The following is a 21,626-nucleotide window of genomic DNA, read 5'->3' on the forward strand; positions in this document are numbered from 1 at the left end:
GGGGGCACCGAGACGCTCACCAGCCTGATCGCGAGCCAGTACGGCATCGCCAGCGGCCTCCAGATGAGCGCGCTGTTCGCCGCAGGGGTCGTGCTGTTCGTCACCGTCCTGTTCTTGAGCGTCGGCTCGCAACTCATCGAGAGCCACATGCGCGAACGGCTGGGAGGTGAGGTGTAGTGAGTCTCGACAGCTCCCGCGACCGACGGCTGGTGAGCGCCGGCCGGTCGTCGGCGCTCGAACGGACCGGGGAGGTCGTCGTGGTCGGCGCGCTCGCGCTCGCGCTCGTGGGCGTGCTCGTCGTCTTCGGCGTCGTCGGTCTGGAGACGACCGTGGCGGGGGTGGCGTTCTACCGCCTCGTCGGTCTGGCCACGGCCGCACTCGGCGCGCTCGTCCTCGGGGCGGGCGCGGCGTCGTACACCGGCACCGTCGACTCCCACCCCGACGACCACGTCGCGCTCCCGACCGCGCTCGGCTTCGGGGTCGGCGGGTTCGCGGTCGGGGGACTGGTCGCCTCACAGACGCTCGGACTCTCGACGGCGTGGCCGCTCGCGGCGCTCGTCGTCGGTGTCGTCGTCGCCGGCGTCGCGGTCTTCCCCCGCGAGGACGTCGGTGTGACGCTGCCGGTCGGGGTGTTCGCGCTCGGGGTCGGCGCCGTCGTCGCCGCCGGCGTCGTCGCCCCCGGCTGGACCTGGCAGCCGATCGAGAACTCCGCGACGTACCCCGCCGACATCGCGATCCCGTTCCTCGCGCTGGTGACCGGGCTGGTGGTCGCGTGGGTCGGCGCGCGCGCCCGCGACGGGTTCGGCACGCAGGGGCGGCAGTCGGGCGCGTACCTCCTCGTCGGCATCAACGCGGCCGCGATGCTCGGCCTCCTCCTGCTCATCGTGGGGTACGTCGCCAGCAGGGGGTACGGGCCGATGACGCGTGGGATCAAGCTCGGGTTGTTCTGGGACCCGCAGTTCTGGTTCTACTTTGCCCCGATCGACGAGTACGTCGTGTTCAGCACGCCGCTGGTCTGGTTCCACTGGCCGTTCACGATGAACGGCGTGGCGCTGATGAACGAGATAAACGGCATCGCGCCGGCCATCGTCGGTACGGTGTGGGTGGTCGCGGGCGCCGTCACGTTCTCGGTTCCGCTCGGGGTGGGCGCGGCGGTGTTCCTCACCGAGTACGCCGAACAGGGGCGGTTCACACAGCTCGTCGAGATATCCACCAACGGGCTGTGGTCGACGCCGAGTATCGTCTACGGCCTGTTCGGGCTCGCGTTCCTCGTCCCCCGGCTGGGCAACACCACCTCGTTGCTGTCGGGGATGATCGTACTCGGGGTGATGATGCTCCCGCTCGTGGTGATCACCAGCCGCGAGTCGCTCCAGAGCGTGCCCGACGAGTACCGCGACGCGAGCGCGGCGCTCGGCGTCGGCAAGTGGGAGACGATCCGGAGCGTCGTCCTGCCGGCGGCGATGCCGGGCGTCATCACGGGCGTCATTCTCGGTGTCGGCCGGATCGCGGGCGAGACGGCGCCCATCCTGTTGGTGATGGTGGGCGACCCGTTCCCGAGCGTCGGCGCGAAGGTGCTCCAGTCGTTCCAGTTCACCGCGTCGCCGCCGTTCGTAACCAATCCGGCGCTCGTTCAACCGGCGAGCGCGCTCCCCTACCAGTTGTACGCCGTCATCACGGCCGGCGTCGGTCAGCGCCCATCGTTCGCGTGGGGGACCGCGCTCGTCCTCCTCCTCGTCGTGATCGGCTTCTACGCCATCGGTATCGGATCCAGAATATACTTCAGACGGAAGCTCAACCAATGAACGACACCGGCCCACTCGGCGAAGAACAGACCATGGACTCGACCAGTTCCGACTCGCAAGACGACTACGACTCCGCGTCGACCGGGCGGACCGGGTCGGACTCCCCCCTGACCGACGGCGAGACCGACGAGGAGATCAGAGCGGAGTGGACCGACTACGAGTTCGACGGTCGAGCCAAGTTCGACGTCGACGAGTTGAACGTCTACTACGGCGACGACCGGGCGCTCCGCGACATCTCGATCGAGATACCCGAAGACAGCGTGACCGCGCTCATCGGCCCGTCGGGCTGTGGGAAGTCGACGTTCCTCCGGTGTCTCAACCGGATGAACGACCGGATCAAGACCGCGCGCATCGACGGCTCGGTCGCGTTCGACGGCGAGAACATCTACCGCGACGGCGTCAACCTGGTCGAACTCCGCAAGCGCGTCGGCATGGTGTTCCAGTCGCCCAACCCGTTCCCGAAGACGATCCGCGACAACGTCTCGTACGGTCCCCGCAAGCACGGCGACATCGAGAAGGGACTGCTCGCACGGTTGACGGGCCGCGACGACACCGACGAGGAGGACGAACTCGTCGAGCGCTCGCTGCGGCAGGCGGCGCTGTGGGACGAGGTCCACGACCGCCTCGACGACAACGCGCTCGGTCTCTCGGGCGGCCAGCAACAGCGGCTCTGTATCGCCCGCGCGCTCGCGACCGACCCCGAGGTGCTCCTGATGGACGAGCCGGCGTCGGCGCTCGACCCCATCGCCACCTCGAAGATCGAAGACCTGATCGACGACCTCTCGGAGGAGTACACGGTCGTCGTCGTCACACACAACATGCAGCAGGCCGCGCGGATCTCCGACCAGACCGCCGTCTTCCTCACCGGCGGGGAACTCGTCGAGTACGGCGACACCGAACAGATATTCGAGAACCCGCAGTCCCAGCGGGTCGAAGACTACATCACCGGCAAGTTCGGTTGACATCCTCCCACGACTGAGGTCGTGGGATTCCCTCCGAGTTGGGATATTAGGATTCGCGGCCCGTGACCTGTTCTCGCGGGGCGAAACGTCCCCCACTCCGGTCGAACAGTCGGACCGCTGGCTGTGCCAACCAGCCGTTATCCCTATCGCCGCCGTCCGTGGCGAGATTCGGGAGTACTTTCCGTCTGATGTTCTCTGCGCCGTTCGCATCCGCGTTCCCGACGAATCCACAGTCGCACACGTACAAGCCGCGTTCGACGCGCTGATTGTCGTCCGAACGCCCACACACCGAACACGTTTTCGACGTGCCGCGTTCAGACTTCGTGACCACTTCGATGCCTTCGGTTTCGGCCTTGTAGTCAAGAAGCATCGTGAAGCGGTCGAACGCCCACCCGTGCAAGTCGAGGTTGCCGTGCGTACCCCAGTTGCGGGACTCGCCGTTCTCATCCTCACGGATGCCGCTGAGGTCGCCCACGACAATCGTCCCGACGCCGCGCTCAACGCACTCAGACACGATGTCTTTCGACAGCGTGTGCAAGAAGTGCGTCCGGCGGGAGGTACGCTTGCGGTCGAGACGCTTTGCTTCGCGCGACGCCGAATCGTCCGTCTCGGCGCGCTTCTTGGCGAAGTAGTATTCGTCTTCTTTGAGCGCCCCGCCGGGGTACAACACGGATTCGTCGCCATACGAGACGGCGGCGAGGTTGCAGATACCGAGGTCGATGCCCGCCACACCGTCACCCGGTGCGTCGGCAACATCGACTTCGACGCGGCAGACAAAGTGCAACCGCCAGACGCCGTGTTCGTACACCGCACGAACCTGCTGGACGTTCTCGACGGTTCGACCCTCTGTAACTCGACCCCGGACTCCGAATCGGGATCCGCGTTTCCGTCCCGCTTCCCCTCCCGTTCGACCCCGGCGGGCGTCGGACTCAGTCGTCCGTCTCGGTTCCCGTTTCTGTCCCCGTCTCGCTTCCCCACCCCGGGAGCGTCGGCCGAACGGACACGTCGATCCCGTCGTCGTCGACCCACACCGACACCGGGCCGACCGGCGGGCAGACGTCCCACGAGTACCGCTCGACCCGGTCGCCGGTCTCGACGCGTATCTCGTAGCTCCCCGCGGGACCGACCACTCCCTGCCGCACCGCCCGCTCGTTGGGTTCGAGGCGGAACCCGCTCTCGAACCGCTCGCCCGTCCCGTCGGCGATGCCCACCGTCACCCGTCGGGCGGCGTCCGTCCGGTTGGTCACCGCCAGCGGCCGCCGGAGCAGGTCACAGAGGAGCCGCGGGCCGTCGGCGGCGACGTACAGCGCGCCGTCCGCGAGCGGCCGCCACTCGGAGCGGTCCTCGGCCCCGTCGACGCTGGCGACGACCCGCACCGTCCGCTCGCGGACGGCCAGCGGGAGCCGCACCCGCGAGTCGGCCGGGACGGCCACCTGCAGCCCCGCGAACCCCTCGCCGTTGGCCAGCGCCACTGCGACCGTCCGAGCCGGACCGCCGTTGTCGACGACCAGCGGCCGGCTCCCCTCCTGCCCGTCGCCGACCAGCGAGGCCGTGTCGCCCTCGACGAGTTCCGCCGCGGCCGCCCCCCGGTAGCGGTCGCGCGGCGTCACGCCGACGTCGAGGTCCGCGCCGAGGTCGCCCGACGCGGCGTCGGCCGTCCACGCGAACGACGCCGTCCGGCCGTCGGCCGTCCGGACCGTCACGTCGTACGTGCCCGCGCCGACGAGCACGTCCGTCAGCCGCACCGCGCCGGCGCCGGGCACCGCCTCCGCCGTCTCCAGGACGGTCGTCCCGCCGTCGCGCAGGCGGACGCCCACGCGGGCCTCGTCGAGTCGCTGGTTCGTGAGTATCACGTCCCGCGGTCGGTCGAGGCGGTCGGCACCCTCGGCGGCGTACGGCGGGGGCGTCGGGGTCGCCGTCGGCGTCGCCGTGGGGGTGGGTGTCGGCGCCGGCGTCCCTCGGAGGTCGGGCGCGACCGTCCTGCTGCCGTCGCCCGCGTCCCCCCCGAACGCGCTACACCCCGCGAGTCCCGCGAGCAGTCCGGCCGCGACTCCGAGCGCCGAGCGGCGGTCCATACGCGCGGGTGGGTCCGGGGCGACGTGAATCCACGCCGGTCGTGCGGCCGCGCGACCGGCGGGCCGACGGACGGGAGCGGGACGTGAGTCAACGTCTCTCACACGACCCGCGCATACGGCTTCTCACTCGTCGAGACGGGCGAGTCGGGCGAGCGTGCCGGGGGAAGGTTTACGCCCGCGTCTCGATACAGGTGTACCCAATGCCACGCGAACAGTACCAAGAGCGCCTCGACGGACTCCGCGAGGATATCCTCTTCATGAGCGAACTGGTCGCCGACCGCCTCCGGATGGGGATGGACGCGCTGGAGACGAAAGACGTCGAGGTGGCCCAACAGGTCATCGAGGAGGACGCCGAGATAAACGACCTGTACCTCGAACTCGAACAGGAGTGTATCGACCTGTTCGCGCTCCAACAGCCGGTCGCGGGTGACCTCCGGTTCATCGCGGCGTCGTTCAAGATCATCACCGACCTCGAACGCATCGGCGACCTGGCGACCAACCTCGGCGAGTACACCCTCGAAGCCGAACGCGACGTGTTCCCCGACGTCGACGTCCAGCGTATCGGCGAGCGGACGCTCGTGATGCTCTCCGACGCGATGGAGGCGTACGCCGCCGAGGACCCCGACGCCTGCTACGCGGTCGCAGAGGCCGACGACACCGTCGACGAGATGTGTACCGGCGCGAGCAACACCGTCGTCCGCGAACTCATCGAGAGCGAGACCACCGACACCGACGCGGACCTCGAACACCTGCTCCAGGACGTCTCGCGGCTGCTGTTGACGATCCGCGACCTCGAACGCGTCGGCGACCACACGGTCAACATCGCGGCGCGCACGCTGTACATGGTCGAGAACGACGACACGCTCATCTACTGAGCGCCGGCCGCAGTGGCTGTGCGTCCGTAACGACTATTTATTTCTAGGAATATTCTATACAAAAACGGACCGATTCGTGGAGGGTGGAAAGACCTATTGAGATCCCGCGAGTGAACCCGTCAAATGGCAGGGTCCCCGAGTTCGAACGCGACCGAGTCGGGTGAGAGCGGCGACGAGTCGAGGATGGGGGTACTGGACGTACTGATGACCGGCGTCGCGGTGCTCGTCCCCATCGTCGTCACCGTCTACGTGCTCGACGTGCTGTTGAGGTTCGTCATCGACGCCTTCCAGCCGTTCATCGGACTGCTCGAGTACTTCGACGTGATCGCGACCGTCGAGCGGAACGGGTTCGTCTCCTTCCTCATCGAGGCGGAGGTGTACGGGCAGGTCGTCAGCGTGTTGACCGAACTCATCGCGGTCCTGATCCTGGTCGGCATCGTCCTCCTCGCCGGACTGGTCGGGCGACACCGCTACGGCAAACGCGCGATCGACTACTTCGACCTCATGATCGCCGCCGTCCCCGGCATCGGTACGGTGTACAAGAGCGCCCGCCGGATGGGCGACGTGATGCTCGACGACGAGGGCGCGCAGAACTTCAAGTCGATCAAACTGGTCGAGTGTCTCAACGACGACATGTACACGCTGGCGTTCGAGACCAGCGACTCCCCGCCCGCCATCGAGGACGCGACGGGTCACGAGAAGATGGTGTCGGTGTTCATCCCGATGGCGCCCAACCCGGTGACCGGCGGCTTCCTGACGTACCTCCCCGAGGAGAACGTCCACGACGTCGACATGACGATCGACGAGGGCGTCCGGAGCATCCTCACCAGCGGCATCGCGGCCGACGACGGCGACGAGGACGGCCCGGAGATCACCGACCCCCGCGAGGTGACGATGGCCGACCTCAAGGACGTGACCGACTTCCGGAAACTGGAGGACGCGGTGTCGTCCGACTCCGACGACTCCGACGACCGGAACCGGGACGACGACTGAGCCGGGTCGCCCCGAACGGAACGGGTCGCCGACCGCGGACGGCGGAGTCGGGACCGACCGCCGGCGCGGGCGTTCGGTACGCTACTGGAAACCGATCCGGCCGCCCTGTTCGCGGGTCAGACCGTCGGTGCCGCCGCCCTTGAACTGCTCTTCGACGCCCTCGTAGTAGCTGAGGATCTCGTCGGTGATCGTCGGGCGGACGCTCTCCATCGCCTTCCGGAAGTGGCGCATCTCGACGTCCTCGGCGTCGTCGTCCTCGCGGAGCGCCTCGATCGCACCCTCGCGGGCGATCGACTCGAGGTCGGACCCCACGTAGCCGTCGGTGAGTTCGGCGAGTTCGCGCAGGCTCACGTCCGCGGCGAGGGGCGTGTCGTCCGTGTGGATCTTGAGGATCTGCTCGCGGCCCTCGACGTCGGGTTGACCCACCATCACCAGCCGGTCGAACCGGCCCGAGCGGATCAGCGCGGGGTCGATCATGTCCGGCCGGTTGGTCGCGCCGATCACCATCACGTCACCCATCTCCTCTAGCCCGTCGAGTTCGGTGAGGAGCTGGTTGACGACGCGCTCGGAGACGTTGTTGCCCATCTCCTGGCCGCGGCTGGGCGCGAGGCTGTCGAGTTCGTCGAAGAAGATGACCGTCGGCGCGACCTGTCGCGCCTTCCGGAACGTCTGACGGATCGCCTTCTCCGACTCGCCGACCCACTTCGAGAGCAGTTGCGGGCCGCGAACCGAGATGAAGTTGGCGTTGGTCTCGTTGGCCACCGCCTTCGCCATCAGCGTCTTGCCCGTCCCCGGCGGGCCGTACAGGAGCACCCCCTTTGGCGCCTCGACGCCCATGCGCTCGAACTTCTCGGGGGCGGACAGCGGCCACTCGACCGCCTCCTTCACCTTCTGTTGGGGGTCTTCGAGTCCGCCCACGTCGTCCCAGGTGATCTTGGGGAGTTCGACCAGCACCTCCCGCATCGCGGAGGGCTCCACCTCCGCGAGCGCGCCGCGGAAGTCACGGCGTTTGACGATCATCCGGTCGATCAGGCTCGGGGGGATGTCCTCCTCGTCCAAGTCGATCTCGGGGAGGTACCGCCGGAGCGCCTTCATCGCGGCCTCCTTCGTCAGGCTCTCGATGTCGGCGCCGACGAACCCGTGGGTCTCGTCGGCGAGGCGGTCGAGGTCGACGTCGTCCGACAGCGGCATCCCGCGGGTGTGGATCTGGAGCACCTCCTTCCGGCCGCTCTCGTCGGGGACGCCGATCTCGATCTCGCGGTCGAACCGGCCGGGCCGGCGGAGCGCGGGGTCGACGCTGTCGACGCGGTTGGTCGCGCCGATCACGATGACCTGGCCCCGCGTTTCGAGACCGTCCATCATCGTCAGCAGTTGCGCGACGACGCGCCGTTCCACCTCGCCGGTGACGTCCTCGCGTTTCGGGGCGATCGAGTCGAGTTCGTCGATGAAGATGATCGCCGGCGACTCCTCCTTGGCGTCCTCGAAGATCTCCCGCAGTTGCTGTTCGGACTCGCCGTAGTACTTCGAGATGATCTCCGGGCCGGCGATCGAGAAGAACGACGCGCTGGTCTCGTTGGCCACCGCCTTCGCGAGGAGGGTCTTGCCCGTCCCGGGCGGGCCGTGCAGCAGGACGCCCTGCGGCGGTTCGATCCCGAGTTTCTTGAAGATCTGCGGGTGTTTCATCGGGAGTTCGACCATCTCCCGGACCCGCTGGATCTCGCTTTGGAGGCCGCCGATGTCCTCGTAGGTGATGCCGCCGCCGGTCTTCTCGAACCCCGATATCGGCTCCTCGCGGAGCTCCACCTCGGTGTCCTCGGTGATCAGCGTCACCCCGTCGGGTTCGGTGTCGACGGCGATCAGCGGGATCGCCTGCCCCGGCGAGCGCATGAACGGGTGGTTCGTGCTGCTCATGACCGGGACGATGTCGCGTTCGACCACCGGTCGCTTGAGGATCTGGCGTTTCACCATGCCCGCGGCGTCCGACCCGAACTGGACGGACGCCTCCTCGGGCGGCGCGAGCGTGAGCTTCTCCGCCTTCTGGGCTTCGGCCTTCCGGATGGTGACCCGCTCACCGATCCCCACGTCGGCGTTCTGTCGGGTGAACCCGTCGATGCGAACGGTGTCGGTGTTCCAGTCCTGTCGGTCGGCGCGCCAGACCTTCGCCGCGGTGGTCTCGGCGCCCTCGATCTCGATGATGTCTCCGGGCGAGAGCTTCAGGTGCAGCAACGTATCCGGGTCGAGACGTGCGATGCCCCGGCCCGAGTCGTTGGGGTACGCCTTCGCCACTTCGAGTTGGACTTCGTTCATTGTGTTGGATGCGGGGTACTCGTCTACGGAATCTGCGCTACCGCGGCGGTTAAGTGCTTTGCTGCCACGTGTCGGCGTCCGCGCGGTCGGCGGACGGGTCCGCGCCGGATCCGTTCGATGTGAGGTACGATAGCACGATTCGCGGCCCGGCTTGAAAACCCCACGGGTTCGGGCCGGCCGTTCCGCCCGGCGCCACTCGGCGCGGGACCCGCCCCGGGGGCCCGGGCGGTTCGGTCGACTCCCGGGGTTCGCCCCGCTCCGAACGCTTTTTCGCCCCGCCCGCGTCCGACCGGGTATGCGCACGCTCGCGTTCGACGGCCGGATGGGCGCCGCCGGCGACATGCTGCTCGGCGCGCTCGTGGCGGCCGGCGCCGACCCCGCGGTTCTCGCCCCCGTCGAGGAGGCGCTCCCCGTCAGCTACGCGTTCGACCCGGTCGTGAAAAACGGGGTCGCAGCGACCGACGCCCGCGTCGTCCACGACGAGGCCCGCGACGATGGAGCGGACTCGGGCGGGAGCGCGGGTGACGGAGGCCAACAGGAGCGCTCGCACGACCACGAACACGCTCCCGGACACACCCCCGGCCACGGCGACGCGGACGGCGACTGCCCCCGCGGGCACGACCACGCCCACGCGGACGGCGCCGAGGGGCACGGTCACACCCGGACGTACGCCGAGGTGGTCGACCTGGTCGGGGGGATGGACCTGCCCGCGTCGGTCCGCGAGGAGGCGCTCGCCACGTTCGAACTGCTCGGCGAGGCTGAGGCGGCGGTCCACGGGGGGGACTTGGACGACACCGCGTTCCACGAGGTGGGGGCGGACGACGCCGTCGCCGACGTGGTTGGGGCGTGTCTCCTGCTCGCCGATCTCGCGCCCGACCGGGTCGTGACCACGCCGCTCGCGACCGGCGGCGGCGACGTGACGTTCAGCCACGGCGTCTACCCGGTGCCGGTGCCCGCGGTGGTCGAACTCGCCGAACGGGCCGACTGGTCGCTCCGCGGCGGCCCACTCGAGGCGGAACTGCTCACGCCGACGGGCGCGGCGATACTCGCACGCGCCGCGGAGGGGGTCGACCGCCTCCCGTCGCTCCGGGTCGAGTCGTCGGGCTACGGCGCGGGCGGACGGGAGTTCCCCGACCGGCCGAACGTGCTCCGGGCGCTGGTGGGCGAGGCGCCCGCGGCCGAACCGGCGGACGCCCGCGCCGGCGGTGCGACCGACGACGCCCCGGCGGGGACCGACGGAGCCGACGGGACCGACGCACACGACGGGGTCGCGGGGTTCGTCCGCGAGGACGTGACCGTACTGGAGACGAATCTCGACGACGCGACGCCGGAACTCCTCGGCGGACTCCACGAGTCGCTCCGGGCGGCGGGCGCGCTCGACGTGACGGTGCTCCCGGCGACGGCGAAGAAGTCACGGCCGGGTCACCTCGTGACGGTCGTCTGTGCGCCCGCGGACGCGCCGGCGGTCGTCCGTCGGCTCGCCGTCGAGACGGGGACGCTCGGCGTGCGCGAGACCGGGACTCGCCGCTGGGTGGCCGAGCGGTCGGTCGAGACGGTCGAACTCCGGGTCGGGGGAGCGACACACGAGGTCGGGGTCAAGGTGGCGCGCGCGACCGGCGGCGACGCCTACGACTACAGCGCCGAGTACGACGACGCGGCCGCGGCCGCCCGCGAGGCGGACGTCCCGGTCCGCGAGGTGATGCGGCGCGCGGAGGCGGCGGCCCGCGACGGCGCCGACGGGTGCGACCGGGACGGCGTCTGAGTCCGGGCGGGGAGAGCGGGCGCGAGACGGGACGGACCCGAGACCGACCGGCTCGGCGAGGCGAAACGACTACGGCCGCACCCCTCCGAGACCCATCGTGCGCCTCCCCGCGAAAGCCCTCCTGCTCGCGCTCGCGGCGCTGGTCTGTGTCCAGATCCCGGCGGTGTACGCCGAATCACGGCTCGCCGCGCAGTTGTCGTGGCCGCTGGTGCTGCTCGTCGCCGCGCTCGCGGTCGTGGTGGCACTCGACGCCGCCTACCGCTACGGCCGCCGGCTCGTCGGGTCGCGTACGTAGCCGGGGCCGCCCGCGTCGACCGCGCTCACTCGCCGGAGTCGCGGCTCCCGTCGGCGCCCTCCCCGCGCGCGTCGTACGCCGCGAGCGCCTCGTCCATCGTCACGTCGCCGAGCGCGACCCGGCGCGCGAGGTCGGCGTCGACGGTGACCTCGCCGTCCGACCGCTCGCGCGACTCGTTTTTCACCCGCTGTATCTCGCCGGGCGTCGGCTCCACGTCGCGCGTCTCGACCCGGTCGCCCTCGCGGCGGGCGATGTTGACCGCCGCGAGCACGTCCGCGATACCCTTCGCGGCCGCGCCCGCGCCGAGCGACGGCGTCGTCCCGGTCTCGTCGACGAGTTCGACCGTCGCGTCCTCCAGGTCGTTGACCACCCGCGCGCTCCGGAGCCTGTCGCCGTCACCCACCCGTACCAGCGCGTCGGGTTCGTCGGCAACCTGCTCGCGGACGACCCCGACCACCTCCGACAGCGGGACGTGGAACGCCGCGACGACGGTGTCGCCCGACAGCACCGCGACGCCCGGGCGGTCGCCGGGGTCGACGCCGACCACCAGCCGCTCGTCGGCGCCGCGGAGGACGCCCAGCGCCTCCTCGACGCCGGCGCGCGCGTCCGCCGCGGTGGTGGTGACGTGGTCGACGCCCTCGCCCGCGTAGGAGACGCCGTCCTCGGCGGCCGAGACGACCACCTCCGCGCGGTCGGGCAGGTCGGCGCCGGGTTCGACCGTGGTGAACGTCGCGCCCCGCTCGCGGAGTTCCCCGACCGCGGCGTGATACAGCGCGAAGTCGTCCGTGGCGACCACGATCACGTGTCGCCGGGCGTACGCGCGTCGCCGGCTTCACCCTGTCGCCCGGTCCGGCCGTCGACGCCCGCCGGCCCGCCGACGCGGGGGTTTTTGCCCGGTGCCGACGGAGACGCTCGCGTGTCCGCGCCCCTCACCACCGGCAGTCCGGCACTCGACGACCTGCTCGGCGGCGGCCTCGAACGCGGCGTCGTCACCCAGGTCTACGGCCCGCCGGCCAGCGGCAAGACGAACGTCGCGCTCACCGCGGCCGCGGAGGTGGCCGCGGCCGGTGGCTCCGTCCTCTACGTCGACACCGAGGACCTCTCGATCGAACGGTTCCGCGACATCGTCTCGGCGCGGACGGACGAACCGCTCGAGGAGGTGACCAGCCGACTGATCGTGACGCAGGCGCTCGGCTTCGACGAGCAGGCGGAGGCGGTGAAGGACGCGGAGGAGTTCGCCGACCGGGTCGACCTGATCGTCGTCGACTCCGCGACGGGGTTCTACCGGCTCGAACGCTCGGCGGACGCCCAGCGCGGCGAGGCGCTCCGCGAGGTGGCCCGGCAGGCGACCCACCTGCTGTCGCTCGCGCGCAAACACGACCTCGCGGTCCTCCTGACGAACCAGGTGTTCACCGACCCGGACGCCGACCGCGACCGGCCGCTCGGCGGCAACACGCTCGAACACTGGACCGGCGTCGTGGTGGGGCTCGAACGCTTCCGCGGCGGCAACCGCCGCGCGACGCTGGAGAAACACCGGTCACAGCCCGCCGGCGGGCAGGCCCGCTTCCGGATCACCGACGCGGGCATCGAGGACGCCGACGAGTCGTAGCGGCGCCCGTCGGTCGGCCGGGCGTGGGCGGCCGCCGCCGCGACGACCCCCCGGCGCGCCCGGTGGCTTCCCCCGCGAGACGCTCGCACGGGCCGGGAGACGGGAGTCGAGCGATTCAAGTAGCCGCCGGGGTTCCTCCCTCACATGAAAGACCAGAGCGGACGGCGGAAGCAGAAGCGGACGGGCGGCCGACGCCGCCCCCTCCGGAACAAGAAGCGCCACCACCTCGGCCGCGAACCCGCCGAGACCACGGTCGGCGAGCCGCGATTCCAGGTGATCGACTCGCGCGGCAACGCCGAGAAGACGCGTGCGCTCTCGACGAACGTCGCGCAGGTCGCCGGCGACGACGGGACCGAGGAGGCGGAGATCCTCGGCGTCGAGGAGAACCCCGCGAACGTCAACTACGTCCGCCGGAACATCATCACGAAGGGCGCGGTCATCGAGACCGACGCGGGTCTCGCCCGCGTCACCTCCCGCCCGGGTCAGTCGGGCGTGGTGAACGCGGTCCGCGTCGACGAGTAAGCGCACCCCCGATACCCGTTCTCGCGGTCCACGGTCCCGAGCCGCGGCGCCGCTACCCGCTTCCGGGCATCGGCGCGAGACCCGCGGTGAACACCGCCCGGTCGTCGGTTCCGTTGCGCGCGCCGTGGGCGACGCCGCGTTCGTGGACCACGACGCCCGGCGCCGCCACCGCCTCCTCGTCGTCGCCCTGTACGACGGTGACGGTCCCTTCCACCACGTGAAAGACGTTGGTGCTGTCGGGGTGTTCGTGCGCCTCCAGTTCCGCGCCGGGACCGAGCGCGAACACCTTCACGAGCAGGTCGTCGTTCGCGGCGAGTTCCGCCGTCGCTACCTCCCCCTCGTCGGGATTCAGCTCCGCGAGCGCGTCGCCGAGTCGTTCCATGAGCCGACGGTGACGCCCGGCGGAGAAAAAACGTGGTGCGGTGCCGGCGTCCGACCCGCTCCGAGTGCCGACTACCGGCCCGGGCCGTTGCCGCGTCCGTCCCCGCCCCGGTTCCCCCGGTCGTTCCCCCCGTCCGCGCCGCCCTCGTCGTTCCCGCCGCCGGCGTGAGCGGGCTTGCCGCGGTCGGTGTCGCCCGTCTCGGTGTCGTTACCTCGGTCGGACGGGCCGGCGTCGTCGGGTCGACCCGCGTCGTCGGGACGGCCGGCGTCGTCGGGTTTACCGACGGCCGCGGGCGACTTCTCTCCGGACGCGACGGCGCTCACGGCCTCGCCGAGCGTCGTGTTCGCGTCGAGGCTCCCGTTGTGGTACAGCCGGATGACCTCCTGTACCGCCGAGGCGGTGCTACTGGCCGGGCCGGGGAGGCGAACGCCGCCCGCCCGCGGCTCCTCGTCCGTCGCGTTCTCGGCGTCCGCGCCGCCGCCGCCGGCGGTCTCGAAGCTCCCGTCGAGCGAGACGGTGCCGTTCTCGACCGCGTACTCGAACTCGCCGGTCACGTTCTCGGCGGTCACCGTGACGGTCCCGTCGTCGCCGGCGGGCGCGAACGATGCGGTGCCGTCGGCGTCGGTGACGCCGACCGCCGACCCGTCGGCGGCGACGCCGAGGCCTTCGGCGCCGGAGCCGTTCGCGGTCACGGTCAGCGTCACCGTCCCGTCGTCGTACGTCGCCCCGGCCGCGTACGCGGTCGGGTCGTCCACGTCCGCGACCGCGCCGATCCCCCCTGTGCTACCCGGTCCGGTCGCCGCCGCGCCGACGCCGGCGCTCGCGAGGAGCGCCGCCAGCGCGACCGCGACGAGTTTCCGTGTCACCATTCCACCTGTTGGAAGCTCTGACTGGTAATAAAACAAATGGCAATGGGTAACAAGTTCCTACCCGGGCGTAGGCGGTCCCTACGCCACGAGTTCCTCGGCGACCACGTCGGCGTCCAACAGCGCGGGGTCGACCGCGAGGTCGGTCTGGGCGGCGGCGAACTCCGGGAGCGCGTCGTCGCTGTAGACGACCGCGCGCACGTCGGGGTTGCGCTCCTTCGCCACGGCGATGCTGGTCGCCTCGGCGGCGTCGGTGAGGACGTACAGCGTCGCGTCGGCGATGCCGGCGTCGTCGAGTCGCTCGCCCGTGACGACGCCGTCCAGTCGCGTCACCGCCGCGCCGCGGGCTTCGAGCGCGTCGGCGATGCCGTCGCCGTCGGGACCCGCCACGACCACCCGGTGAGAAGAACTGCTCGTCATGGCTCCCGAGAGCGGACGAGCGGTGAAAAGGCGTGCTATTCGGTGCGCTACTCGTACTCGATGGTCGCGGGCGGCTTGTGGGTCACGTCGTAGACGACGCGCGCGACGTCGTCGTTGACGCCGGTGATCCGCGACTGGATCCGCTGGAGCGTCTCCCACGGCAGGTTCTGTGCGCGCGCGGTCATCCCGTCGCGCGACTCGACCGACCGGACCGACACCACCCAGCCGTGGACGCGGTTGTCGCCCTTCACGCCGGTCGCCTTGCCGATGACCGCGGCGAACGCCTGCCAGGGGTCGTGTTCCTCGGTTTCCTCTTCGACGACGTGACACGCGTCGCGCGCGACTTGGACCTTCTCGGCGGTCACCTCGCCGATGACGCGCACCGCGAGACCGGGACCGGGGAACGGCATCCGCTCGGCGACCACCTCCTCCAGCCCGAGTTCGCGCGCCACCTCGCGCACCTCGTCCTTGTAGAGGTCGCGGACGGGTTCGACGATGCCGTCGAAGTCGACGGCGTCGGGCAGGCCGCCGACGTTGTGGTGGCTCTTGATGTTCCCCTCGCTTTCGATCCGGTCGGGGTAGATGGTCCCCTGTACGAGGTAGCGCGCGTCCGACTCTCTCGCCTCGCGTTCGAACTCGCGGATGAACTGCTCGCCGATGACGTGCCGCTTCTCCTCGGGGTCGGTCACCCCCGAGAGGGCGTCGAGGAACCGCTCGCGCGCGTCGACGATCCGCAGCGAGTCCATGTACGAGAACGTCTCGCGGATCCCCTCGGTCTCCCCCTTCCGCATCAGCCCGGTGTCGACGTACACCGGCGTCAACTGGTCGCCGACCGCGCGGTAGGCGAGCGCGGCCGCCACCGACGAGTCGACGCCGCCCGACAGCGCGATGACCGCGTTCGAGTCGCCGACCGCCTCGCGGATCTCGGCGGTGGCCTCCTCGACGAACGACTCCGCGTCGACCATCAGACCGTCACCTCCTCGCCGCTCTCGCCCTCGTCGCGGGGGTCGGACTCGTCGAGCACCGCGTCGAGCAGCCCCACGAACGGCGGCGACGCGCGGTCGGGCCGCGAGCGGAACTCGGGGTGGAACTGCGTCCCGAGGAAGTACGGGTGTTCGTCGCGCTCGACGATCTCCATCCGGCGGCCCGCCCGCCCGGAGAAGGTCAGCCCGCTCGCCTCCAACCGCTCGATGTACGTGGGGTTCACCTCGTAGCGGTGGCGGTGGCGCTCGACGCAGGAGTCGTCGCCGTACACGTCGTGTGCGAGCGTGCCGGGTTCGATCGCGGTCTCGTGTGCGCCAAGCCGCATCGTCCCGCCCATGTCCGCCTCGTCGGTCTGTTCGGGCAGGAGGTCGATCACCGGGTGGGGCGTGTCGGGGTCGATCTCGGCCGAGTGCGCCCCCGAGAGACCGAGCACGTTCCGGGCGTGTTCGACGACCGCCATCTGGAAGCCGAGACACAGCCCGAGGAACGGCACGTCGTGTTCGCGCGCGTAGCGGATCGCCTCGACTTTCCCCTCCGTCCCCCGCGAGCCGAACCCGCCGGGGACGACGACGCCGTCGCAGTCGCGGAGCCGTTCGGCGTGTTCGCCCGACGGGTCGCCGTCGGCGGTCATCTCGTCGGAGTCGACCCAGCGGACGTTCACCTCGACGCCGCGCTCCAGTCCGGCGTGTTTGAGCGCCTCGTGGACCGACATGTACGCGTCCTCGAGGTCGTACTTGCCGACGAGCGCGATATCCACCTCGCCGGTCCGCTCGCGCGTGACCAGCCGGCGCCACCGGTCGTCGCGTTCGGCCGCGGGGAGCGCCTCCTCCGTCAGCCCGAGCCGCTCCATCACGTACGCGTCGAGTCCCTCCTCTTCGACCATCAGCGGGACGTGGTAGATGTCCTCCACGTCGGCGTTCGAAAACACCGCGTCGGTCGGCACGTCACAGAACAGCGCGATCTTCTCCTTCGTCGAGGGGTCCAACTGCTCCTCCGAGCGGCCGACCAGGATGTCGGGCTGGAGACCGATCGACCGGAGTTCCTTCACCGAGTGTTGGGTGGGCTTGGTCTTCTGCTCGCCGTTCTTCGAGTAGGGGACGAGCGTGACGTGGGTGAACAGCAGGTCCTCCTCGTCCTCCTCGTGGGCGAACTGCCGGAGCGCTTCGAGGTAGGGCATCCCCTCGATGTCGCCGACGGTGCCGCCGATTTCGACGATACAGACGTCCGTCCCCTCGGCGGCCTCCCGGATCCGCCGCTTGATGTCGTCGGTGATGTGGGGGATCACCTGGACCGTGTTGCCCAGGTAGTCGCCGCCGCGTTCCCGCTCGATGACCGTCTTGTACACCTTCCCCGTCGTGACGTTGTGGTCGGAGGTCATGTCGACGCCGAGGAACCGCTCGTAGTTCCCCAAGTCGAGGTCCACCTCGCCCCCGTCCTTCAGCACGTACACCTCGCCGTGTTGGTAGGGGTTCATCGTCCCCGCGTCGACGTTCAGGTAGGGGTCGATCTTCACCGCCGTCACGTCGAACCCGGCGTTGGCGAGCAGTCGCCCGGTCGAGGCGGCGGTGATGCCCTTCCCCAGCCCGGACATCACGCCGCCCGTGACGAAGATGAATTTTCGACCCAGTGTCGGGTCGTACCCCGTTTCCTCTGTCGGCATACAGTCCGTCCGGAAGGGTCGTGGAAAACCGTTTCGGAGCGCCCGGTGGGACCGGACGAACGTCTACTCCCGCCGCGGCGGACCCGGCCGCCGGGACGTCTCGGCGCCGTCGCCGACACCGGCCGACCGTCGCGCTCGTCACCCCGCGACAGCGGTCGTTCCGCACGGTGACGACGCGCACCCGCGGCCGTCCCGCGCGTCGGCGATCCTTCCTCGGGGACCGACTGCCACCCGATCGCCGCCCGACCAGCCCTCCCTCGGGGACCGCCGTCGCTCCCGCCCGCAGTTTTACGTCGGAGCGGCCCCTGATCAGGTAGCATGCAGGTCCTTGTCGCCGGCGGAACCGGGTTCGTCGGGTCGTACCTCTGCCGTGAACTGGCCGACCGCGGTCACTCGGTCGTCGCCATGTCCTCCTCGCCGGACGCGAGCGCCCCCGACGGGGTGGAGACGGTGATGGGCGACGTGACCGCCTACGACTCGGTCGCGGGCCACGTCGCCGACGCCGACGCCGTGGTGAACCTGGTCGCGCTCTCGCCGCTGATGAAGCCGGACGGCGGCGACGAGATGCACGAGGAGGTCCACCTCGGCGGCACCGAGAACCTCCTCCGGGCGGCCGAGGAGGGCGGCGTCGACCGGTTCGTCCAGATGTCGGCGCTCGGCGCCGACCCCGACGGGCCGACCCACTACATCCGCGCGAAGGGGGCGGCCGAGGAGGCGGTCCGCGGCGCCGACCTCGAGTGGGTGATCTACCGGCCGTCGATCATCTTCGGCGAGGGGTCGGAGATACTCACGTTCCCGAAGAAGCTCAAGAAGATGGTCGCGCCCGCGGTTCCCGTCTACCCGCTGCCCGGCGGCGGGAAGACGCCGTTCCAACTGATCTGGATCGGCGACCTCGCGCCGATGCTCGCCGACGGCGTCGACGACGACGACCGCGCGGGCGAGACGTACGAACTCGGGGGGCCGGAGGTGCTCACGCTCCGGGAGGTGACCGAGAAGGTGTACGCCGCCGAGGGGAAGTCGGTACGGACCGTCCCGCTGCCGATGGGGCTGGCGAGAGTCGGGCTGACGACGCTGGGTGCGGTCGGGTTCCCGATGGGTCCCGACCAGTACCGCTCGCTCAAACTCGACAACACCGTCCGGGACAACGACGTCGCCGCGTTCGGCGTCTCGGAGGCGGAACTGAAGACGTTCGACGAGTTCCTCGGGCTGACCGGCGCGGGCGACGACCCGACGACGGCGGCGGCCTGACCCACCGATACCGGGCCTCCAGATCCGAGTGGGGATAAACCCGTCCGGGCCGCCGGGGTGGCCGACGGCGGTTCGGGGAGTCCTCCGACGGGGACGGCGGCGGGGTGGCGCGGTTTCCGGCGGCGGCCGGACCCCTTCGTCTCAGGTATGATACACGCATCACAATCTTTTTCACCGCCGTTGGACTCTTTTTCGCCCAATGAGGAGGGGAGACGCATGAAATTGGCGCTCATCGGCTTCGGCCAGGCGGGGGGCAAGATCGTCGACAAGTTCGTCGAGTACGACCAGCGTACCGGCAGCGACATCGTCCGCGCCGCCGTCGCGGTCAACACCGCCAAGGCCGACCTGATGGGTCTCGACAACGTCCGCCAGGACCAGCGGGTGTTGATCGGACAGGCCCGCGTCAAGGGCCACGGGGTGGGGGCGGACAACGAACTCGGCGCGGAGATCGCCGAGGAGGACATCGACGAGGTGCAGACGGCGATCGACTCCATCCCGGTCCACGAGGTGGACGCGTTCATCATCGTCGCCGGACTCGGCGGGGGGACCGGGTCGGGCGGCGCGCCGGTGCTGGCGAAACACCTCAAGCGGATCTACACCGAACCCGTCTACGGGTTGGGTGTCCTCCCGGGGTCGGACGAGGGGGGCATCTACACGCTCAACGCCGCGCGGTCGTTCCAGACGTTCGTCCGCGAGGTGGACAACCTGATGGTGTTCGACAACGACGCCTGGCGGAAGACGGGCGAGTCGATGTCGGGCGGCTACGACGAGATCAACGACGAGATCGTCAAGCGGTTCGGCATCCTCTTCGGCGCGGGCGAGGTCGAACGGGGCGGCGAGGTCGCCGAGTCGGTGGTCGACTCCAGCGAGATCATCAACACGCTCGCCGGCGGCGGCGTCTCCACCGTGGGCTACGCCAGCGAGGAGGTCGAAGACGAGTCCTCCGGTGGCCTGCTCTCGCGGCTGACCGGCGGCGACGGCGGCGACGCCGAACTCGACACCGCCCACACCACCAACCGGATCACCTCGCTCGTCCGCAAGGCGGCGCTGGGTCGGCTCACGCTCCCGTGTGAGATCGAGGGGACCGAGCGCGCGCTGTTGGTGCTCGCGGGGCCGTCCCAGCACCTCAACCGGAAGGGGATAGAGCGCGGGCGGAAGTGGCTCGAAGAGCAGACCGGCTCGATGGAGGTCCGCGGCGGCGACTACCCCGTCGACGGGTCGGGGTTCGTCGCCTCGGTGATCCTGCTGTCGGGCGTGACGAACGTCCCCCGGATCAAGGAGCTCCAGCAGGTCGCCATCGAGGCACAGGACAACATCGACGACATTCGCAACGAGAGCGACGAGAACCTGGACAACTTGGTGAGTGATGACGACGACGAACTGGAGTCGCTGTTCTAGCCTCGCCGTCGTGGCGGCGCTCGCCCTCCTCCTCGCGGCCGTCGCGCCGGCGGCGGCCGTCTCCGTCACCGGGACCGACGCGCCCGACGGCGCCGAGGTCGGCTCGCAGGTGACCGCCACGGTGACGCTCTCGGAACTGTACCGGAACCCCTCGCTGAACGAGTGGCAACTCGCCGGGTCGACCGACCTCACCGACGTGACGTGGACCGTGATGTGGTACGACCAGACCGGCGCACGGGTCGACCAGCAGTCGTACGACGGGGGGAACTTCTCGGGCGCGACCGTGACCACCGAGAGCGACCACGCCGAGGTGCGGGTCCGGGTGTCCGGGACCGTCCCGCAGGTCGGGAGCTACACGTACGAACCGCAGCCGTCGTTCACGCTGCTGTCGCTCCGGCAGGCCCGCTCGGGCGGGGCGTCGAACGACGTGGTCGCGTTGAACGCCACCCACTACACGCCCGCCAGCCGCGAGGCGCGGCAGGCGCTCGACTCGGCCGCCGCGACCATCGAGGAGGCCGGCAACCCGACGGAGGCGCAGGGCACGTTCGACAGCGCGGTCAGCGCGTACAACTCGGGCAACTTCGACAACGCGGTCACGCTCGCGGACCGCGCGGCCGACGAGGCCGCGGCGGTACAGCGCACCCAGCGGCGGAACCAGTTGCTGCTGTACGGCGCGGGCGCGGTCGTCGCGCTCGCGGCCGTGGTCGGCGGCGGGTTCCTGCTGTGGCGCTCGCGACAGGACAGCTACGACAAACTCGGCTGAGCGGAGCGGTCCGACCGCGGCCCACACCAGCACACACTTTACTCGCGCTCTCCTCGCCCGTACCGACCGATGGACGCGCTCGTCCCGTTCGCCCCCGACCGACCCAAGACTCGTCTCGCGGACGTCCTCTCGCCCGCCGAGCGGCGCGGCTTCGCCGACGCGATGCTCTCGGACGTGCTCGGGGCGCTCCGGACGGCCGACTTCTCGCCGACCCTGCTCACGACCGAACCGGTCGAACGCGACGCCGCCCAGACCGTCGACGACCGGCCGCTCACCGAGGCGGTCAACGCGGCGCTCGCGGACCGTCGCCCGGACCCGGACCGGCCGGTCTGCGTCGTGATGGCCGACCTCGCGCTCGCGACGCCGCGGTCGCTCTCGCGGCTCCGCGCGTCGGGCGACGTGGTCGTCGCGCCCGGCCGCGGCGGCGGCACCAACGCGCTCGCGGTTCGCCACCCCGACTTCCGGGTCGACTACCACGGCGCGTCGTACCTCGACCACCTCCGGGCGGCCCGCGCGGTCGGCGCGAGCGTCCGCGAGGTGGACTCCCACCGGCTGGCGACCGACGTCGACGAGCGGGCGGACCTGGCGGAACTCCTCCTCCACGGCGACGGCGCCGCGCGCGACTGGCTGGTCGACGCGGGGTTCGAACTCGACGCGACCGACGGCCGGGTCGGCGTGCGCCGGTCGGGGTCGAACTGACGAC

Annotated in this window: 20 protein-coding genes and 2 pseudogenes; 13 read left to right on the forward strand and 9 right to left on the reverse strand. The window is 70.4% G+C overall.

Annotation, left to right across the window (positions count from 1 at the left end; all coding sequences use genetic code 11):
* The 3 genes and pseudogenes from K933_RS17940 to pstB all read left to right on the forward strand — a co-directional run.
* Positions 1-177: pseudogene (locus K933_RS17940) on the forward strand (phosphate ABC transporter permease subunit PstC); the annotation flags it as partial.
* On the forward strand, positions 177-1,802 hold the full coding sequence (gene pstA / locus K933_RS08055) for a phosphate ABC transporter permease PstA (protein WP_023394212.1): 1,626 nt from the start codon (positions 177-179) through the stop codon (positions 1,800-1,802). The pseudogene K933_RS17940 and the gene pstA, both read left to right, overlap by 1 nt.
* 32 nt (positions 1,803-1,834) lie before the next feature.
* Positions 1,835-2,764, forward strand: coding sequence for a phosphate ABC transporter ATP-binding protein PstB (gene pstB / locus K933_RS08060; RefSeq protein WP_200862307.1), 930 nt, complete (start codon positions 1,835-1,837; stop codon positions 2,762-2,764).
* 46 nt (positions 2,765-2,810) lie between these two features.
* Here the strand turns inward: pstB and K933_RS08065 are convergent.
* Both K933_RS08065 and K933_RS08070 read right to left on the reverse strand, forming a co-directional pair.
* Positions 2,811-3,599: pseudogene (locus K933_RS08065) on the reverse strand (RNA-guided endonuclease InsQ/TnpB family protein); the annotation flags it as partial.
* 94 nt (positions 3,600-3,693) lie between these two features.
* Positions 3,694-4,839 (reverse strand): hypothetical protein, encoded by a 1,146-nt coding sequence (locus K933_RS08070; RefSeq protein WP_023394215.1) that lies wholly within the window; start codon positions 4,837-4,839, stop codon positions 3,694-3,696.
* A gap of 200 nt (positions 4,840-5,039) precedes the next feature.
* Here K933_RS08070 and phoU point away from each other — a divergent pair, with 200 nt between their 5' ends.
* Both phoU and K933_RS08080 read left to right on the forward strand, forming a co-directional pair.
* Complete coding sequence (gene phoU, locus K933_RS08075; protein WP_023394216.1) at positions 5,040-5,714, forward strand: phosphate signaling complex protein PhoU; 675 nt, start codon at positions 5,040-5,042, stop codon at positions 5,712-5,714.
* 123 nt (positions 5,715-5,837) lie between these two features.
* The gene (locus K933_RS08080) at positions 5,838-6,707 is read left to right on the forward strand and encodes a DUF502 domain-containing protein (protein ID WP_023394217.1); all 870 of its coding nucleotides are present in this window, start codon (positions 5,838-5,840) and stop codon (positions 6,705-6,707) included.
* Positions 6,708-6,788: 81 nt separating this feature from the next.
* Here the strand turns inward: K933_RS08080 and K933_RS08085 are convergent, their stop codons facing one another.
* Positions 6,789-9,014: a CDC48 family AAA ATPase gene (locus K933_RS08085; RefSeq protein WP_023394218.1), complete on the reverse strand. Its 2,226-nt coding sequence runs from the start codon at positions 9,012-9,014 to the stop codon at positions 6,789-6,791.
* Between the two features lie 295 nt (positions 9,015-9,309).
* Here K933_RS08085 and larC point away from each other — a divergent pair, with 295 nt between their 5' ends.
* The gene (gene larC / locus K933_RS08090) at positions 9,310-10,776 is read left to right on the forward strand and encodes a nickel pincer cofactor biosynthesis protein LarC (RefSeq protein ID WP_023394219.1); all 1,467 of its coding nucleotides are present in this window, start codon (positions 9,310-9,312) and stop codon (positions 10,774-10,776) included.
* Between the two features lie 97 nt (positions 10,777-10,873).
* Positions 10,874-11,071 (forward strand): hypothetical protein, encoded by a 198-nt coding sequence (locus K933_RS08095; protein ID WP_023394220.1) that lies wholly within the window; start codon positions 10,874-10,876, stop codon positions 11,069-11,071.
* Between the two features lie 25 nt (positions 11,072-11,096).
* Here K933_RS08095 and K933_RS08100 read toward each other — a convergent pair whose 3' ends face one another.
* Entirely contained in the window at positions 11,097-11,873 is a 777-nt protein-coding gene (locus K933_RS08100; RefSeq protein ID WP_023394221.1) for a hypothetical protein, read from the reverse strand.
* Positions 11,874-11,987: 114 nt separating this feature from the next.
* Here K933_RS08100 and radB point away from each other — a divergent pair, with 114 nt between their 5' ends.
* Positions 11,988-12,680, forward strand: a complete 693-nt coding sequence (gene radB / locus K933_RS08105; protein ID WP_023394222.1) for a DNA repair and recombination protein RadB — start codon at positions 11,988-11,990, stop codon at positions 12,678-12,680.
* Between the two features lie 144 nt (positions 12,681-12,824).
* A complete protein-coding gene (locus tag K933_RS08110) occupies positions 12,825-13,202 on the forward strand; it encodes a 30S ribosomal protein S8e (RefSeq protein ID WP_023394223.1) in 378 nt (125 codons plus the stop codon).
* A 52-nt stretch (positions 13,203-13,254) separates the two neighbouring features.
* Here the strand turns inward: K933_RS08110 and K933_RS08115 are convergent, their stop codons facing one another.
* The 5 genes from K933_RS08115 to K933_RS08135 all read right to left on the reverse strand — a co-directional run bounded on the left by K933_RS08115 (position 13,255) and on the right by K933_RS08135 (position 17,514).
* Positions 13,255-13,584, reverse strand: a complete 330-nt coding sequence (locus K933_RS08115; protein ID WP_023394224.1) for a cupin domain-containing protein — start codon at positions 13,582-13,584, stop codon at positions 13,255-13,257.
* A gap of 71 nt (positions 13,585-13,655) precedes the next feature.
* The gene (locus K933_RS18335; protein WP_023394225.1) at positions 13,656-14,453 is read right to left on the reverse strand and encodes a hypothetical protein; all 798 of its coding nucleotides are present in this window, start codon (positions 14,451-14,453) and stop codon (positions 13,656-13,658) included.
* Positions 14,454-14,531: 78 nt separating this feature from the next.
* The gene (locus tag K933_RS08125) at positions 14,532-14,870 is read right to left on the reverse strand and encodes a DUF7126 family protein (RefSeq protein ID WP_049947707.1); all 339 of its coding nucleotides are present in this window, start codon (positions 14,868-14,870) and stop codon (positions 14,532-14,534) included.
* 47 nt (positions 14,871-14,917) lie between these two features.
* On the reverse strand, positions 14,918-15,835 hold the full coding sequence (gene guaA / locus K933_RS08130) for a glutamine-hydrolyzing GMP synthase (protein WP_023394227.1): 918 nt from the start codon (positions 15,833-15,835) through the stop codon (positions 14,918-14,920).
* The gene (locus K933_RS08135; protein WP_023394228.1) at positions 15,835-17,514 is read right to left on the reverse strand and encodes a CTP synthase; all 1,680 of its coding nucleotides are present in this window, start codon (positions 17,512-17,514) and stop codon (positions 15,835-15,837) included. Before K933_RS08135 ends, guaA begins: the two co-directional genes overlap by 1 nt.
* Before the next feature lie 318 nt (positions 17,515-17,832).
* On the opposite strand from K933_RS08135, the gene K933_RS08140 reads away from it, so the two are divergent.
* From K933_RS08140 to cofC, 4 genes are all read left to right on the forward strand, one after another.
* A complete protein-coding gene (locus K933_RS08140) occupies positions 17,833-18,762 on the forward strand; it encodes a complex I NDUFA9 subunit family protein (RefSeq protein ID WP_023394229.1) in 930 nt (309 codons plus the stop codon).
* A gap of 216 nt (positions 18,763-18,978) precedes the next feature.
* The gene (locus K933_RS08145; protein ID WP_023394230.1) at positions 18,979-20,160 is read left to right on the forward strand and encodes a tubulin/FtsZ family protein; all 1,182 of its coding nucleotides are present in this window, start codon (positions 18,979-18,981) and stop codon (positions 20,158-20,160) included.
* Positions 20,129-20,923 carry a hypothetical protein gene (locus tag K933_RS08150; protein WP_049947708.1) on the forward strand — a complete coding sequence of 265 codons (795 nt, stop codon included), beginning with the start codon at positions 20,129-20,131 and terminating at the stop codon, positions 20,921-20,923. Before K933_RS08145 ends, K933_RS08150 begins: the two co-directional genes overlap by 32 nt.
* Before the next feature lie 69 nt (positions 20,924-20,992).
* Positions 20,993-21,622: a 2-phospho-L-lactate guanylyltransferase gene (gene cofC, locus K933_RS08155; RefSeq protein ID WP_023394232.1), complete on the forward strand. Its 630-nt coding sequence runs from the start codon at positions 20,993-20,995 to the stop codon at positions 21,620-21,622.
* Positions 21,623-21,626 lie beyond the last annotated feature (4 nt).

The sequence above is a fragment of the Candidatus Halobonum tyrrellensis G22 genome (assembly GCF_000495475.1).
In the GTDB taxonomy this organism is placed as follows: domain Archaea; phylum Halobacteriota; class Halobacteria; order Halobacteriales; family Haloferacaceae; genus Halobonum; species Halobonum tyrrellense.

What these genes read in the sequence shown, in the direction of transcription:
- pstB (WP_200862307.1), top strand. Translation starts at nt 1,835, where the DNA reads ATGGACTCGACCAGTTCCGACTCGCAAGACGACTACGACTCCGCGTCG.
- K933_RS08070 (WP_023394215.1), bottom strand. Translation starts at nt 4,839, where the DNA reads ATGGACCGCCGCTCGGCGCTCGGAGTCGCGGCCGGACTGCTCGCGGGA.
- phoU (WP_023394216.1), top strand. Translation starts at nt 5,040, where the DNA reads ATGCCACGCGAACAGTACCAAGAGCGCCTCGACGGACTCCGCGAGGAT.
- K933_RS08080 (WP_023394217.1), top strand. Translation starts at nt 5,838, where the DNA reads ATGGCAGGGTCCCCGAGTTCGAACGCGACCGAGTCGGGTGAGAGCGGC.
- K933_RS08085 (WP_023394218.1), bottom strand. Translation starts at nt 9,014, where the DNA reads ATGAACGAAGTCCAACTCGAAGTGGCGAAGGCGTACCCCAACGACTCG.
- larC (WP_023394219.1), top strand. Translation starts at nt 9,310, where the DNA reads ATGCGCACGCTCGCGTTCGACGGCCGGATGGGCGCCGCCGGCGACATG.
- K933_RS08110 (WP_023394223.1), top strand. Translation starts at nt 12,825, where the DNA reads ATGAAAGACCAGAGCGGACGGCGGAAGCAGAAGCGGACGGGCGGCCGA.
- K933_RS08115 (WP_023394224.1), bottom strand. Translation starts at nt 13,584, where the DNA reads ATGGAACGACTCGGCGACGCGCTCGCGGAGCTGAATCCCGACGAGGGG.
- K933_RS18335 (WP_023394225.1), bottom strand. Translation starts at nt 14,453, where the DNA reads ATGGTGACACGGAAACTCGTCGCGGTCGCGCTGGCGGCGCTCCTCGCG.
- K933_RS08125 (WP_049947707.1), bottom strand. Translation starts at nt 14,870, where the DNA reads ATGACGAGCAGTTCTTCTCACCGGGTGGTCGTGGCGGGTCCCGACGGC.
- guaA (WP_023394227.1), bottom strand. Translation starts at nt 15,835, where the DNA reads ATGGTCGACGCGGAGTCGTTCGTCGAGGAGGCCACCGCCGAGATCCGC.
- K933_RS08135 (WP_023394228.1), bottom strand. Translation starts at nt 17,514, where the DNA reads ATGCCGACAGAGGAAACGGGGTACGACCCGACACTGGGTCGAAAATTC.
- K933_RS08140 (WP_023394229.1), top strand. Translation starts at nt 17,833, where the DNA reads ATGCAGGTCCTTGTCGCCGGCGGAACCGGGTTCGTCGGGTCGTACCTC.
- K933_RS08145 (WP_023394230.1), top strand. Translation starts at nt 18,979, where the DNA reads ATGAAATTGGCGCTCATCGGCTTCGGCCAGGCGGGGGGCAAGATCGTC.
- K933_RS08150 (WP_049947708.1), top strand. Translation starts at nt 20,129, where the DNA reads ATGACGACGACGAACTGGAGTCGCTGTTCTAGCCTCGCCGTCGTGGCG.
- cofC (WP_023394232.1), top strand. Translation starts at nt 20,993, where the DNA reads ATGGACGCGCTCGTCCCGTTCGCCCCCGACCGACCCAAGACTCGTCTC.